Here is a 16,025-nt window from a genome sequence, read left to right on the forward strand (position 1 = left end):
ATATGCTTTACTTGCTTTATCATAAAAGAAGTGGAAAGTCGAAGCTATTTGCCATTCTTGCTTTCCTTGACATCTGTTGCGTTATTCATCTCATGGGCTGCAAGAAACCATTCTCTATATGCTTGAGGCGTCATTTTGAACATTTTTTTAAATATCCGGTTGAATTGAGGGGCAGCCTCATAGCCGACTAGAGAGGCTATCTCTTGAATCTTCATAGAGGTTTCCGTCAGCTGCTTCTTGGCTCTCTTCATTCGCTCTTCTGTTATGTAATCGGACAGCATACTTCCTGTCACCCGTTTGTATAAACGGGATAAGTAAGTCGGGCTGTGATGAACGACAGTGGACAACATCGTCAAGGAGAGATCTCCGTCCAGATGATCTTGAATATAGTGATGAATCGTATGAATAAGCCGATCGCTCTGCTCTTCAGGAACTGGTTCGTACTGCGCAAGAAGATAGTCTGCAACCCGGGCTAAATATGCAGAAGCGTCCAACCATGATTCATGTACGTCATACTGCGTCGTTTTTCCGAGATCCATCTTCAAGAACAATTCATGAAACAGTCCCATCCGGATGGCATAGGAAATCAAATGGAGGGATGCGGCATAAAACAGCTCCAATTGGAATTTATATCCCGGTAATTCATCTGGATTCATTATGTCGTTATACAGCTTGAGATAAGCATCCCTCTGCCCGCTGGACATATATTGTTCCAGCAGCTCCAGCTGCTTGTTTATCTGCTGCGACTTGTGTAGATCATGGTGGTGGCCCTGCTCCGAATGAAGCCCAAACCTGTCCGTGTCTTGAATGAGCAATTCATGTCCGCTGTTAGCGCCATGACCGAGCAAAGCTTTTAAATAATGAAACTGAGCCCCTATATGATTCCATTCGATAGACTCACGCCCCATAACAAGAGAAATCGAAATCTTCATCAGCTGCCTGCACGACTGTTGAACCGCTTCCATGATTCCGTACACCCTAGTTTTCATATGCTGCCAAGCCCGATTCTCCTGCTCTTCATCTTGGCCTTCATCGAGGAGCTCCTTGGGCTGCATAAACCAAACTAATTTCGTAGACTCATATACGACCGAGACACTTACAACAGACGGAGCCAAATATTCCTCGGCAATGTTCTGGCAAGCATAGATGAGGAGCGTCCGGTCCACATCGTTAGCGCCCTCCTTCCAGCCGTCCATTCTTCCTGTAACCAGCAGCACCCCTTTGTCCGGCAGCAGGGGGATTTCCGCCTCTATAAATCTTTTGACCCTTTCTTTGGGAGTGAGCGACTGTTCACGCATCAGGTCAAACAGCGTATTTTTCTGCATGGCTGGAATCGCAAGCTGCAGTTTTTTCTTCGCCTGATGCATATAATCGGCGCCGTCTTCAACCTGATCCAATTCCGTGATGGCTTTCTCCACAGCCGCCAGAATAATATGGTCATCTTCATTCTTCAGCACATAGTCAACGACCCCGCCTGAGCGAATCGCTTGCCGTGCATAATCAAAATCATTGTAGCCCGTCAGAAAAATCACTCTGCACCGCGGCCAGCTTTGAATGATTTGCTGATGAAGCTCAATGCCGCTCATGCCCGGCATACGGATATCTGTAATGACGATATCCATCCGGATTTGCTTTAGGCAATCCAGCGCTTCATAGACGTTGAAGGCACGATAGACCTCTACTTCCAGATGGCTGGATTCTTGAAGCAGCTGATACAAGCTGTTTACAATGATGGGTTCGTCATCGACGATTAGGATACGATACATACTTATTCTCCTCTGCTAATAGGAATATAAATCCGGACCAGCAAGCCTCCAAGAGCGCTTTGCAGGATTTCCAATCCCCCCTGCTCGCCATACTTCAGCACCAGGCGGCGATGAATATTGATAAGACCCGTCGTCTCTCCTTCTTCCTCCAAGGTAAGCTTCCGGATCAATCTGGCCCGCTGCTCTTCAATCAATCCAATCCCGTTATCCTCCACGGTAAAATACAGCCTGTCTGCTGTGGCTGTAAATCCAATTTCCAATCTGCCGTCCAAGACGATTTCACCCAGCCCATGCTCGTAGGCATTCTCTACCAGCGGCTGCAGGATCAGGCGCGGTACCATAATCCCTTCTAGACCTGCAGGAATCTGCCCGAATTCTGCGGTTATACGATTGGAGAACCGGATATTTTGAATTTCCACATAAGAACGAGCATGATTGACCTCTTCCTCCAGCGTCACCTCTTCCAACCCGTTTCTCGTAATATAGTGAAAATAATCTCCGAGATTCTTGGAGACGAGCTCCGCCGTTTCATTCTCGTCGTTCTTGATCAACCGGTGCAGGATAAAGAAGCTGTTGTAGAGAAAATGGGGGGTAATTTGCATTTGCAGCTGTTTTAATTCCGACTGCTGCAGCCGGATCTTCTGTATATACAACTCATCAATCAATGTTTTCAGACTGAATACAGTCCGTTCGAACCGGTTTATAATATAGCCGAATTCATCCTGCCGGATCACCGCGAGAGCCGTATTGAAATTGCCGCCTTCTATGCTTTTGAATCGTCTGATCAGCGTTTGCAGAGGACGGTGAATCAAGAGATAGATGCCATAGGAAAACAGAATCACAATGATCAATGAGCTGCCGACAAGCAGCCAGAACCAGGTTCCGTACGTTTTTAACTGGCCAACAATAACATTTTCGGGAAAATAAAAGAGGAGAGATGCGTTCATAAATTGCGATTTTTCATAGACAACCATATATTGTTCATTGTCCACGGTAATTTGTTTCGTGAAGGAGGTTTGGATCGAATTGTCTAAGAGCGAATTGTCTAATTTCTGTCTGATCATATTGAGCGGCATCGGGTATTGGTTGTTGGTAATGGACCAGCTATCCGTGAACAGGATAGCTCCGCCTTCCTGCGGGAACGCGTTCAACGTGCCCTTCAACGCCTCGACAGACAATTCGATATTCTGTATAAACAGTGGAGATTTCAATGTCATGTCCCTATTCACCAGATTATTGGGATACGTTAAATTCAAATAGAGACGATTCTGCCAAAAAGTGATTGGAATGCCGCTATTGAAGGTCGCCTTGGCAATGTCTTGCGCTTCTTCTCTCGTGCTGGAAGCATCTACGGTATTGGAGGTGGACACGAAGCCGTGGATCGACTCTATGTATACGCTAATATCTTTGATATACACACTGGAATCCTTCAGCAACGTCATTTTCGCCAGAAGGTCGTTGATCGCTTTCGTTTTCTTGTATTCCGACATGATGGATATCGTGTTGCTCAATTGCATGAGATCCTCGTCGTTAATAAACTCCTGCTGCGACCGGGTAATCCGCTCAAGCTCTTTTTCTAGCGACAAGAAGTAGTAGTGAATGTTCATTGTAATGGAATTGGATATTTGGTTTTTCACCTCCTGTTTGCCAAGCTCATTCAACACCAGGCTTAACGTAAACAAAGGCATCATAATAACTAAAAAGGTCAAGATCAGCTTCGGGAAAATCGGAATATTTTCAATTTTGCGCTTCATCCATGGCAATGATTATCCCCTCCCTCCTATTTTCACACAGTATACGACAGATTCTTCCTATTGACCAAGGAAATTGTGTGACAGGCCATGGTACGCATAGGAATGCTTTATACCCGATTATAAGTTCGCAATACAAAAAGCCGGGCATTGAGCCCGACTATCCCTTCACGTGAACTTGTCCTGTTGTCCATGTTGCTCTAGTAATTTATTCAAAGAAGATAAAAGGGAAATAGAAAATAACAGAATAAGTTTGTACAAGTTTCATCATTCATCTAATCGTTGTCAACCTTATTATCTTTCTCGTATTCTTGGCCCTTGTTCTCGTCGTTTTTCGGGGTCTGATGGTTGGATTTATCCAGAAAATCTAATTCGTTAATACGGCTGTCTAGCACTTGGATATCACGACGGACTTTTTTCTTGGATGCAGCTATCTTTCGATTGTTCATGTCTCACACGCTCCTTTTTAATAGATTTGACCTTATCATCATATGTTTTTATATCAAAAACGGAAGCTGCTATAACCTCTATTGATGTCAAAATAGGTCATGAACAAACAAGGCTGCCCATTCTGAAGCAACCTCGTGGCATGAAAAAACGGGAGCTTGCCGCGCGGCAAGCTCCCTATCGATCACAGTCAGTTCAGTGAGATATCGTCTGATGCCATCACCTTTTGTTTTTTACGGGACCATATCACAACTGGAATTAGCAGAAGCGCGAGACCGCCGCCAGCAAATGATAGCGTTGTGTAACTCGAATGAGCGACTACCATGCCCGAAAGCGCTCCACCCGATACTCCAGCTAGAGCAATTAACACATCAATCTTTCCTTGCGTTTTTGCTCGGGTTGCAGGTTCAGTCGAATCCACGATAAGAGCCGTCCCGCTGATTAAGCCAAAGTTCCACCCGAGTCCCAACAGAGCAAGAGCGAGGATTAGAACCCATAAGGAATCTGCAGGCGCTAAGGCTGCGACAATAGCAGCAGTAAGTAATACAGCTCCCGCAGCAATCGACATAGCTGTGCGGCCTAACTTGTCCACAAGTACACCTGTTATGAGAGATGGGAAGTACATCGATCCTACATGGATACCTATGACGACTCCTATATCACTCAACCCATGTCCGTGGTGCTTCATATGAATGGGGGTCATTGTCATAATTGCGACCATCACGATTTGAGTTAAAATCATTATTGTTGTGCCAACGATTAAACCCCTGTTGTTTGCTTTGTGCAGAGGCGTTTGCATGTTTGTGAGGGTGCTCTGATGTAATTGAGCTTTGATTATGGCTTTAGAGACAACGAGCGGGTCAGGGCGAAGGAAAATCAAAAAAACCAAACCAGCCAGGATGAAAGCCACTGCAGATAATAGGAAGGGTCCGGCTAAGGTTGGGACGCCGATTGATGCAGCATACCGGCCCATAACATCAACCAAATTAGGACCTGCAACGGCACCGAAAGTAGTCGAAACCAAAGCAATACTTACTGCTGTTGCCCGTTGTGTAGGCTTTGCTAAATCTGTCCCTGCATAACGTGCTTGTAAGTTCGTAGCTGTGCCTGCACCATAGATAATCAGAGATGCGAGCAGAAGTACGACACTTTGACTTACAGCCGCTAATACTACGCCAATTGCACCGATGCCTCCTGCGATGAATCCAGCAGCAAGCCCAAATCTGCGCCCGGAACGTTGGGAAAGTCGACCGACAAGTAATGCCGACACAGCAGATCCAAGAGTCATTAATGCAGCAGGTATACCCGCATAACTTTCTGCTCCCAGCATATCCTGAGCAAGGAGTGCTCCGACTGTGACCCCAGCAGCAAGTCCTGCACCACCAAAAATTTGAGATAGAACTACAATTCGTAGGGAGCGCTTATACAATTGCCGCTGCATATCTGGGGAGTCAACATAACTTCGAATAAGACTGTCTGATATAGTATGGGGTTCATGCGTCATCGCTTAGAACCACCTTTCGGTTTGTTAATCAATGAGATTCATTTTCTCCGTCTAACTAACTCCTGACACGAACTTATCAACACGGCTAACAGTACTCCAATCGTAAATGTAAACCCGTTAAAAAACAGTGTATTCGTATATTGATTTAACCAGGACCATCGATAGATGACTGAATCAGGATTATGGGGTCCACCCCCTAGTTGCTGGATAAGGGACTGGGCTAGCTGATACTCCCCATAGTAGCATAAAATAAGCAAAAGTAGTGCAATAATCGCAGGCCATAATAGGGATATATGTTTTCGACGATAATAGGATCCGCTGAGCTTGTAAATGAAAACCAACATGAATAAGTATACAGGAACAGCAGGAAAGACGAAGAGCAGTCCCGGGTTTCCGTTTCCTGAAGTACCGTAATCTTTTCCTCGATAATTCAAAGTAAATAGATCGATGAGATAAAATAATACAATGGCTAGAAACAAAGCTGATAAGAGAATAATCAGGCTGCCCTTGGATTCTCTATGCATATCAAGACCATCACCACCTTACGTTTAGTCAGACCTCTTCTGCACCGAAAGATCGACGAATCCGATTATGCTCGTATCGTGGAAATTCACCATCACGCCATGAGGCTTACAAATTTCCAAACTCCCCTCGTGGAACAATATGGACCACTCCAAGCTGCCCCAGAACGTGTATTCAGGGCCGTCAATTAACGGTGCCGCGCCTTCCGTTTCGGTATCGGGTTCCAACTCGAGGTCAAGAAATCCCTCGCCGCATCGGTATAGGCGCTCACCCCTTCGATCCTCTCGCGAATGAATTTAAAATCCACTTCATCTAAGCGAAAGCAAGCGGGCAGTTTAATTGAGAAGAACACTGGATTTCCTGAAACATATTGACCCTGGGCGGATACTTCGCCTTCGTCGCTCTCATTGATGCATAGGTTGTTGATCGGCAAGCAGAGCGGCTGAAGAACTTGTCGGTAAGTCTGCTTCGACGATTTGAAACAGCTCATCGTTGATGGCTCCATAAGGTGAATCGTTGCCATACAAGAGGATAACTGAATTATAAGCTCGGACATCTCCATTTCCCATAACAATCACCATAACAGACCGCAGCCCTAGCATCAATATCCCTTTCTCAGCCTTGGGATCCATTGCCCGGCTATTTCTCATTGAGTGGTTCAAATGTTTATTCCACCCCTGATGAGGAAATAGTGAAGGTATTAAACCATAATCTGAGGTGTGGCATTGATGAGGTTTTTCAAACGAATAATGAAGACTATTTTCATGAAAACCATTGTATCGGCTGCTTCTGCTCAAAAGGCGAAAGTTAAACCCGAAATCCCCACCCTTACACATATATTAAGTGAATTCAACGATTGTGTAGACTTGGTTCATAGATATTATCCGGAAGTTAATGTTCATTTGGTCTATTTCGATCATCAGGTTGATCACGACAAGCTGTATCGGGAAGTGATGAATCCTCTCATACATGTACATGCTGAGGAAGAAGTTCCCAAGCTGTTAGAGCAGTCTCAATTTACGTTGGTCAGGGATTCCAAGGAATTAGTTGAAGGTATATTATCCGGACGCGTCGCCATTTTTTCTAATTCAAAAACCTATCTTGTTGATGTATTCGGGCTGCAGTCGCGTTCTGTTTCCCAATCCGAATCGGAAACAGTCATAACCGGTCCGCATGATGCTTTTACTGAACAAGCAGGAATCAACTTATCGTTAATTCGTCAACGGATCAAAAGCTCTCATTTAAAAGTCATCAAGCTTTCAGTTGGGGAAGTTACCAAAACGGACGTCTATATTCTGTACATCAAAGATATCGCCAACATGACGTATGTGAATGAGGCGATCCGTCGAATTTCTAACATCGAGATCGATGCGGTATTTGACACGAATATGTTGCTTCAGTTCATTGACGATGCCCCATTCTCCATTTTTCCGCAATTCCTTACTTCGGAACGGCCAGAAGCAATCGCTTCCAAATTAGTTGCAGGCCGAATTGTCGGCATTGTGGATGGAAGCCCTTCTGCATTAAGTGCGCCCACCTCATTCTTTGAGTACTTTTCATCTTCAGATGACTATAATCAACGATGGATGTTGGGCAGTGCTAGCCGGCTGCTTCGATTTCTTGCGCTGTTCATCACCTTGTCCTTCACGTCTTTATATGTATCCGTGACCACATTTCATTATGAAATGATTCCTGAAAACCTGCTCATTACACTTACGGAATCAAGAAGCAAGGTGCCGTTCCCTCCTCTCTTCGAAGCATTATTCATGGAAGTGACGATTGAATTGCTGAGAGAAGCCGGTGCACGGCTGCCCTCCAAAATCGGTCAAACCATTGGTATCGTTGGCGGTATTGTCATTGGACAAGCTGCCGTACAGGCCGGTCTGACGAGCAATATATTAATTATTGCTGTGGCATCCTCTGCCATTGCTTCCTTCGTTACCCCGGCCTACGTGATGAGTGCATCAATTCGTTTTCTTCGGTTTGGTCTCATTATATTGGCAGGGGTATGGGGAAACTTTGGTTTGGCAGTTGGGATATCGGCCATTGTGATCCATTTAAGCGGGCTAACAAGTCTTGGTTCATCCTATCTGACTCCTATAGCCCCCTTCAAACCGAGGGACTGGAAAGATGTCTTTATTATAGCGCCATTTAAATACATCACGGAAAGACCTTCACAGAGCAAATCGCCTAATACCGTCAAAAATAAGATGAGAAAATAAGGATGGACCGCAATGAATGATAAATTATCTCATTTTCATGTTACCATTCTCATTTACATTACCCAAACGGGCGCAGTCATCATTACGCTTCCCCGACTATTAGCCGAACATTTCGGAACAAATGGCTGGCTTTCATTACTATTTGTTTACATGGTGGTTTCCGTCAATCTCCTGTTGATCACGGCCGTGTATCGATTAGGAAAGGGCAAATCCATTTTCGAAATCATGGAGAGATCGATATCGAAAATCATATTGTATCCCTTTTACCTGGCAATCGCCTCGTTATGGGCCATGCTCGGATGCTTAGCTGCAAAGCAATACGTGCTGATCTTTCAGATGATTGCATTCCCGACAACGAATCCAATGATATTCAAATTATTGATTGATATCCTTGCTTTCATATTAATTATCAAGAATGTCTACAAGATTGCGAAAGCTGCAACCGTCTTTTTTTGGATGATCGTTTGGATGATTCTGTTGTTGTTTTATTTTTATGGGGACTTTGAATGGTCAAGGCTGACTCCTTTCGTTTTTCAAGACAGCGCAATAACGTTAAACAGCTTCTTCTCGATTTACTTAGCTTTCTTAGGGTATGAAGTATGCCTGCTTCTCTTCCCTTATGTGGATAAACGTACCAAGCTGATGAAGGCTGTCCAGATCAGCAACCTTATGCTTACCTTCACTTATGTATATCTTAGTATTATCGCATACGGATTTTATGGTTATAAGCACTTGAAGACGCTTGAGTACCCACTGTTAAATATGTTTGCGTATATACAGTTTCCCTTCGTTCAGGGAACAGAAAATTTATTGTTTGGATTCCTTTTGTTTTCTATCATCATTACCATCGTGATGTATTGGTGGGGTGCTAAGGAAATAAGTGTCCAGATATTACCATTAAAAGGGAGGGTTCTTGCGTTTATTATCCTGTTCATATCCTTCTGTATCTCGTACATTCCCAAATCGATAAATGATACAGAGAGATGGTTGAGTATCCTAGGCTATGCAGAGATTGGGTTGTCATTCGGACTTCCCATTGGTTTGATACTCCTTCTGCTCATACAAAGGATGAGAGGTGAGGCTCGATGATTAACAAAGGCGTAGGGTTGTGCTTTCTTGGTTGTCTAGTTCTTCTTACCGGCTGCAATGATCAACGGATTCTTGAGGAAACCGGCTTCATTCAATCCGCGAGTTATGATGAATTAACGAATAATCGAATTGTATATGGGATTAGCATTCCAATCGCGAACCCTGAAATTAAAGCAACGAGAGCTTTCCTGATGACCGATGCAATGAGCAGTAAACAAGCTAGAACCCATCTGTCCAGACAAACCAATCTTCAGTTAGTCAGCGGACAATTACGAGTTGCACTGTTCGGTCTCCCTTTAGCGAAAAAAGGAATATGGCGTATTATGGACACGTTGATCAGAGATCCGACGATATCGGAGAAGATCAAAATTATTATTGTAAACGGAGAAGCGGCAGGCCTTCTGAAAAAAAACTTTAAAGAATTTCCTCGAACCGGACAATATATTGATCGTCTCATAAAAAAGGAGGCAATTCGGCATTCCACTCCATTAACCACGCTTTATTCTTTCTCTAGGGATTACTATGATGATGGGATTGATCCCGTCGTCCCGATCATCAAAGATACGGGTAAAACGATATCTCTCGATGGAATCGCCCTTTTTCAAGATGACACGTATAAGGGGAAGATTAATCCGGAAGAGGCTGTAGTATTTGCCATCCTCCGTGGAAACTTTAAGCAAGGTGAAGTCAGTCTCGCTTTACCTAAACAATCTCAAGATACAACAGTAATGTTAAGTTCTTTGAATAGTTCAAGGAAGGTCAATGTTAAATACGAGGATGACGGTAACATTCGGATTAATATTCAGATTCAGGCAACGGCCACCGTATCCGAATACATCGGAGAATTAAAGCTTAGTAATGATGCGGAAAGACGGGAAATAGAGCGGGTGATCTCTGATCAAATCACAGAACAAGCTGAGCGAATTCTGAAGACCCTGCAAAGATTTAGCACCGATAGTCTAGGTTTGGGAACATACGTCAGAAACAGTATGACGTTCGCCGAATGGCAAAAATTAAATTGGCATGATCAATATCCGAATGTAAATATAGAATGCCGTATTAAGCTGAGGATAAAGGATTACGGATTTCGCCGATAAAGATCTGTTCGCAAAATAAATAGCGCCTACGAAACAGCCTAACAAAGACCAGAACCTTCGACTCTGGTCTTTGTTAGGCTGTTTTCAGGCTCAGGACGCAAGTTCTATTGGCCTATTTTAAAATTTATAAACGTTAACCCAATCTTTGAGCAAGGTAATTTCTTCTTCAACATTTCTAAAGAAAATATCATGACCCCAGCTTTCTGCAAAAAACGCGTATAAACTGCCAATATTAAATAACCTGCGGAAAGGAGCAAATAAATAAATTGAATGGATTTCTACTTCCGATAAATTCCTGTTTTTTAAATATCCATTAAGAAAGACTTCTTTTTTTCTTTCTCTTATATCCATGGCGGCTGCATCGACACCCAAACCAAAGCTGCAAATGAAAAGCGAAATATCATAAGCTCTCCATCCGTACCCGCATAAATCAAAATCGAACACCGTCAGATTTCCAGATGAATCCATTCTTACATTGCCGCTGTATAGATCCCCATGACAAAGTCCATATTCCGGCATTGTTTTTGGAAAACGAGTCTCGATCATTTTCTTTGTTTCGCTCGCAACATCAAATAAAAATTGATAATCAAAGGCGTACATAGTGGAATACCTCATCAAATACGCCATCGACTTATCAATAAAGGAAGCCGTATCTAGATGCCAGCGGTTGATTGGAGATGTAATCTTATCCAAGGAGTTGTGAATCTCCGCTACATATGACCCGAACCTCTCCTGTATCAAGTCTGTTGGTAGACCTTCCTCCCCTTCCACCGCATGAAAAAGGATGCCGAATCGTTTTCCCTCAATCGCATTCAATTCTAGGATATAACTAGAATCATTCCTCATTACGGGTTCAACTACGCGAATGCCATCGTTTTTTAAGTGGATCAGCACAAAAAGTTCGGCTTATATTTCCTCCAAGGTCCGTAAGCCAGGATAATATAGTTTTAGATAATACTGCGTCATGCCACTTGTTACGATATAAGTATCATGCATTCCTTTGCGGTATAAATGGCAGCTGATCTTTGACGTAAACGAATAATTAGAACAGATCATTGCCTCTAAAGCTTGATTGGATAAAACCGATACATGGGCAGGAAAAAATTCACTAGTGGTCAAATAAATTCACCTTCCTTAGCCGATTCATTGGATTACACTGACGACAATTCCTGAGATCGCGTCCAAACGAATTTGATCGCCGTTCTTGATGGTCGTCGTTGCCGTTTGACAGCCTACGATGCATGGAATATTGAATTCTCTGGCTAAAATCGCCGCATGGCAGACGATTCCCCCGCGGTCTGTAATGAGCCCGGAAATCAGATGGGCTACCTCAATAAATTCAGGGGTTGTCATCGTTGTAACCAGAATATCCCCTCTTTGTATTTGATGAAAATCTTCTTTATCCAAAGCGATACAGGCCCGTCCTTGGGCGCTGCCTCTCGATGCCGGGGTGCCGCTTACTAAAAATTCCTCTTCAACATTCAAATTGCTATCATCGTGGCGAACTACTTGCCGTTCATTCAATAAATCGCGCAGCTCCTTGCTCCATGTGTTGTTTTTGGCCCATTGTCCCTGCTTGATCCTCAGTTCTGATAGCGTTTCCCATACATGCATTTCAAAGATCGCTTGATCAAAACACATAATGAGGTCAAACGGAGCCATTTCATCCGATCGTTTCAAGGCTAGAATATATTTGGCCTTTGAATAAGGTAAATGGTTTGCAAAAAACTCCAATATCTCCCTTGTCGCGTTAATGGCTTCGCGCATTTGTGATTCATTTTCAGTAGTACGATCCAGCTGATAGTGGTATATGCTCTGATAAGCATTCCGTAATATCGGTTTGAAACGTTCAAGTACTTCACCGTAAGCAATTCGTATCTTATTGAAAATCATCTTCCCCTTCCAATGCTGTTAATGGAACGCAAAAAAGACCATGGACATCATCTGACCATGGTCTTAGCTTTTCACTGATCGACCTGTTTTCAAAGCTAAAACATGTCAATCAGCTACTCTTCATAAAGCCAATGCCGATAAGATGTGCGAGATGAAACGATTCGTTTGTGGAACATCGTTTGAATTGTTTTCATCGCGCTCACCTCTTTCCGTATTATGGTAAATCAAACCTAACACACGGCAACATTTAAGTCAATGCTTCTTCAATTGTATGGTTCTTCTGCGTGTATAATCTTGTCTCTCAACACTTCTCTACATTTGGACGACTCACCATTCATAAAAACAATCCTCGATCAGCGCTTCAAAAGAATCCGCTAATAACTTGATCTCCCCGGAATCGTGATAACAGATGAATACCTTTCCTGCCTGATCGATGACAATCGGATCGCCGGAACCATCTATCGAGATGACATAGCCGGCTCGTAAAACCTCTGCAAAGGAATGCTCCTTAAGTTGCTCTCGAAATTCCAGCGTCAAATCGACCACCGTTTCTTTTCCGATACTGGTGCCATTAGAGAATGCATAGACGGCAAGACCGGCATATGCTCCCCCGAACGTCCGGATAAAATGCACATAGTCCTCGTGAAATCTTACATTCAGCCGCTGCTCTGCATGAGCAATCTCCTCTTGGCTTGCCGGACTGCCTACTAGCGTGCTGTTATCCTCCCGATTTAGGAAAGTCTTTAATCTCTCCATTAACGCCTCTGTCATGGGGTAATCGCCCCCTTCCTGTCAAAGAATTCATATCCGTTCATGTTCACGTTACTGCTCGTCAATCTTAATAATCTTACCGAATTTCTTCCATGTGATCAATTATTCCGCCATGTACTGGAATCAGCCATTCGAGAGCGGTCATCTCAGCAGCGACGAATAGGGCGAGCAGCAGTTTCTTGGTTAAATTCGTATTGTTTAACATTGTTCATGGGAAGGCACCTTCATGTTATAGCATTGGCTAATTTTGTTTCGCAACCTCGTAACACAGTCGCATGGAACCGCTTGTTTCATAAAGTTGGGTGCTAAGGAGCCTCAAGTCGTTTCTTATGGCAATACTCTCAATGTATTTATTGCCGCTCCCAAGGATAACTGGGTGGATAATCATATTAAATTCGTCCACTAATCCGGCATTTAATAGACTCTGCACAAGATCGGCGCTCCCCGGAACGATAATGTTACCTTCGATCTTCCTTTTAAGCTCGGATATACACGGTTTCAAATCGCCGCTAAGCAGTGAGATCGTATCACCGTAATCACCCCAGTGCACATCAGTAAGTTCACGATTACGCGTAGCCACATACTTGGAAGTTTGGTTCATGGCATCAGCAAACTCCCCCTCCTGGAATGGCCAAAAGCTTGCTAAGCCTTCGTAATTGACTCGCCCCATCAAGATAGCGCCAGCTTTCTGGAACATACCCAGATTATCGTTGACGGAGTCCATGATTCCTGGCATTGCCCAGCTCACCATGTTATTCTCATCACCTTTCGGCCCTGTATAGACACCATCCAACGTGCAGCTTACCGATGCAATCAATTTCCCCATTGTATTTTATCCTCTTTCCTATTGGAAATTTTGGTTTCGTATGCTATAGTAACTCTTCAGAAACAGACCTCTTGGTTGCACAAGCCGCGCTGCATTCCCCAATGACGACGCGACCTGCTACCGGGGGGTTCTTTTTTATATCATAGATCTGCAAGCCTTATGACTCCTTAGACCGATAAATCGGACCGATGTTTTCGGCAAGCTTGTCGAGCGACTGGTTCATCCCCATGATGGCATACTTCACCATTTCACCAGGCGTCCATCCATACTCCGTGATTTTAAGCTCCGTTTGCTCGCCCTTGGCAACAAACTCTATAACGAATTCGACATTCGCCGGAAAATCCGAAGGGAGACCTATTTGAGCCGGGTCGATGTAGCTGCCGTCTTGATCGGCCAAGTACTGGTTGAATTCAAGCCGTTCCATCGGAACAATCTTCTTATAGACACCGGCGGAGTAGGACTCTTGGCCGCCTTGAGAGTCAGGCGCACGCATACAAAACAGAAACTTTCCGCCTTCACGAAAATCGATTTCGCACCGCGGCGAAGTGTATTGAATGGGTCCCCACCATTGCATCACCAGTGATGGATTCGTCCAAGCCTTCCATACCAGCTCTACGGGAAAATCGAACACGCGAGTGATCACAACTTCTTGTGTGCTAGGATTTCTGTTCATCTTCATTCTCCTTTGGCTCTTGTTTTGTTGTCATCTTCTCCATCTCGGCTCTCAAGACGGCATCCAAGGCATTCAAGCGGCTGTTCCACTTTAACCTTACTTGCGTGGACCACTCATCAAACTCTGCCATCGCATTAATGTTCAACCGATAGAGACGCTGTTGCGCTTTTTTCTCCACACTGATCAAATTGGCCTCAAGAAGAATTTTCAAATGCTGAGAGATCGCTTGAGGACTAACAGGAAAAATCTTGTGAATTTCAGATGCGGGGCATCTGTCATGCTCGGCAAGCATTTCCAATATTTTGCGGCGTGTAGGATCAGCCAGCGCCGAAAAGATATCAACCGGCATACAATTTGCTCACTCTCCCTTCCCAACGTGATTTGATGACTGCTCATGTTGATTGTATTAACTCGCAACTCAAATATAAAGCATATCATTTATAAAGTAAATGCTTTATAACATATTTTTTTCCTCTTGTCTCTACGGATGCTTCTTCGGCAACAACAGCTTTGTACTCCTAGAAAAGGTCTTCATTACCGCTGAGCGCATTCTCGCTGATGCAGCACTACGCCACGTGAGACCATCCGGACCGATCAATCACCGCACAAGTTACACCACTTCCTGCTGACCTAGCTGAAAAAGCAGGGCATCGACGACGTGCTCATACAACCGTACCTCTATAAAGAAGGCGTCACCTTGCATCGTTAGATGTAAGGTGACGCCTTCTTAGATTATATCGTTATATAATTTGTATAGGTCTTCGCCAATGTTTGATTCTTATCTTGACCAGCATTGTATCCTGCACATTGATCTAGCTATATCATGTCCGATTATGCCAAGCCTTGAAGGTATGGCGATCGGATTTACAGCGGCGGGTTTTGTTTCACGAAGGTTCTGGCCAGATTCTCGGCTTGGTGGTCCCGTTCCGACTTCTTGTAGTTCTCTAGCACATCAATCAGATAATCGTTGCCCGATTCGTCGGTTGCCCGAAAAATAAACTGTTGCTCGTTCTCGATCCTCACATTGTGGCCCGCTTCGCGCAAGCATTGCGCGAATTCTTCGACCGTAGGCTGCCGATTCTCCTCGAGATAGATGAGTCCCCGTAAAATTGTCGTTTCTTTCTGGCGCATGATCTTATAGTGAACGATATGCTCGTGTATGCGTGCCATATTTCCATCTCCCTTCGTCCATATAGATATATTCAATAATACATTTAAATTGGAACGATTACTATGATATTCGTCACATCGGAATGGAATTGCCTACCGATGAATCTGTAATGATTTCTAGTGGACCACTGATTGCGGATGAAAATCTGTGTATTCCTTAGAATCTATATCAGGCAAAACAAGGGTTGCCATTATTTCTGTTAAAACATGGGAAGCGATAAGAAGCTGTTCGCTGTTCAAGGACAACGGATGTTTCCTTGAATACGCAGGGGGCAATTTGCGTAATTTTTTCTC

At 44.0% G+C, this 16,025-nt stretch carries 16 protein-coding genes; 3 read left to right on the forward strand and 13 right to left on the reverse strand.

The features are described 5' to 3' along the window. Positions 1-44: 44 nt before the first annotated feature. From NNL21_RS29160 to NNL21_RS29180, 5 genes are all read right to left on the reverse strand, one after another. Positions 45-1,766 (reverse strand): response regulator, encoded by a 1,722-nt coding sequence (locus NNL21_RS29160; protein WP_204821806.1) that lies wholly within the window; start codon positions 1,764-1,766, stop codon positions 45-47. Positions 1,767-1,768: 2 nt separating this feature from the next. Then, the gene (locus NNL21_RS29165) at positions 1,769-3,520 is read right to left on the reverse strand and encodes a sensor histidine kinase (RefSeq protein ID WP_256555568.1); all 1,752 of its coding nucleotides are present in this window, start codon (positions 3,518-3,520) and stop codon (positions 1,769-1,771) included. A gap of 272 nt (positions 3,521-3,792) precedes the next feature. Further along, positions 3,793-3,966 (reverse strand): hypothetical protein, encoded by a 174-nt coding sequence (locus NNL21_RS29170; protein WP_204821808.1) that lies wholly within the window; start codon positions 3,964-3,966, stop codon positions 3,793-3,795. A 188-nt stretch (positions 3,967-4,154) separates the two neighbouring features. Next, positions 4,155-5,468: an MFS transporter gene (locus NNL21_RS29175; RefSeq protein WP_204821809.1), complete on the reverse strand. Its 1,314-nt coding sequence runs from the start codon at positions 5,466-5,468 to the stop codon at positions 4,155-4,157. 709 nt (positions 5,469-6,177) lie between these two features. After that, a complete protein-coding gene (locus NNL21_RS29180; RefSeq protein WP_204821810.1) occupies positions 6,178-6,480 on the reverse strand; it encodes a hypothetical protein in 303 nt (100 codons plus the stop codon). A 274-nt stretch (positions 6,481-6,754) separates the two neighbouring features. On the opposite strand from NNL21_RS29180, the gene NNL21_RS29185 reads away from it, so the two are divergent. Genes NNL21_RS29185 through NNL21_RS29195 form a run of 3 tightly spaced genes read left to right on the forward strand, consistent with a single transcriptional unit; the run spans position 6,755 to position 10,398 of the window. Continuing rightward, entirely contained in the window at positions 6,755-8,212 is a 1,458-nt protein-coding gene (locus NNL21_RS29185; RefSeq protein WP_256555562.1) for a spore germination protein, read from the forward strand. 12 nt (positions 8,213-8,224) lie between these two features. Continuing rightward, positions 8,225-9,301, forward strand: a complete 1,077-nt coding sequence (locus tag NNL21_RS29190) for a GerAB/ArcD/ProY family transporter (RefSeq protein WP_204821814.1) — start codon at positions 8,225-8,227, stop codon at positions 9,299-9,301. Next, positions 9,298-10,398 carry a Ger(x)C family spore germination protein gene (locus tag NNL21_RS29195; RefSeq protein ID WP_204821816.1) on the forward strand — a complete coding sequence of 367 codons (1,101 nt, stop codon included), beginning with the start codon at positions 9,298-9,300 and terminating at the stop codon, positions 10,396-10,398. Before NNL21_RS29190 ends, NNL21_RS29195 begins: the two co-directional genes overlap by 4 nt. 117 nt (positions 10,399-10,515) lie before the next feature. Here the strand turns inward: NNL21_RS29195 and NNL21_RS29200 are convergent, their stop codons facing one another. From NNL21_RS29200 to NNL21_RS29235, 8 genes are all read right to left on the reverse strand, one after another. Further along, a complete protein-coding gene (locus NNL21_RS29200) occupies positions 10,516-11,292 on the reverse strand; it encodes a phosphotransferase (RefSeq protein WP_204821818.1) in 777 nt (258 codons plus the stop codon). Positions 11,293-11,541: 249 nt separating this feature from the next. After that, positions 11,542-12,291 carry a PEP-utilizing enzyme gene (locus tag NNL21_RS29205; protein WP_204821820.1) on the reverse strand — a complete coding sequence of 250 codons (750 nt, stop codon included), beginning with the start codon at positions 12,289-12,291 and terminating at the stop codon, positions 11,542-11,544. Between the two features lie 327 nt (positions 12,292-12,618). Continuing rightward, on the reverse strand, positions 12,619-13,062 hold the full coding sequence (locus NNL21_RS29210; protein WP_204821822.1) for an SMI1/KNR4 family protein: 444 nt from the start codon (positions 13,060-13,062) through the stop codon (positions 12,619-12,621). Positions 13,063-13,138: 76 nt separating this feature from the next. Beyond that, complete coding sequence (locus NNL21_RS29215) at positions 13,139-13,267, reverse strand: hypothetical protein (RefSeq protein ID WP_256555563.1); 129 nt, start codon at positions 13,265-13,267, stop codon at positions 13,139-13,141. A gap of 36 nt (positions 13,268-13,303) precedes the next feature. Beyond that, positions 13,304-13,888: a dihydrofolate reductase family protein gene (locus tag NNL21_RS29220; protein ID WP_204821824.1), complete on the reverse strand. Its 585-nt coding sequence runs from the start codon at positions 13,886-13,888 to the stop codon at positions 13,304-13,306. A 157-nt stretch (positions 13,889-14,045) separates the two neighbouring features. Further along, a complete protein-coding gene (locus NNL21_RS29225) occupies positions 14,046-14,561 on the reverse strand; it encodes an SRPBCC family protein (RefSeq protein WP_204821825.1) in 516 nt (171 codons plus the stop codon). Then, positions 14,545-14,910: an ArsR/SmtB family transcription factor gene (locus tag NNL21_RS29230; RefSeq protein WP_204821826.1), complete on the reverse strand. Its 366-nt coding sequence runs from the start codon at positions 14,908-14,910 to the stop codon at positions 14,545-14,547. The genes NNL21_RS29225 and NNL21_RS29230 overlap by 17 nt, the downstream gene beginning before the upstream one ends. Positions 14,911-15,425: 515 nt before the next feature. Next, on the reverse strand, positions 15,426-15,731 hold the full coding sequence (locus NNL21_RS29235; RefSeq protein WP_204821827.1) for a hypothetical protein: 306 nt from the start codon (positions 15,729-15,731) through the stop codon (positions 15,426-15,428). Positions 15,732-16,025: the final 294 nt, after the last annotated feature.

This window comes from Paenibacillus mendelii (genome assembly GCF_024498075.1).
Lineage (GTDB): Bacteria > Bacillota > Bacilli > Paenibacillales > Paenibacillaceae > Paenibacillus_Z > Paenibacillus_Z mendelii.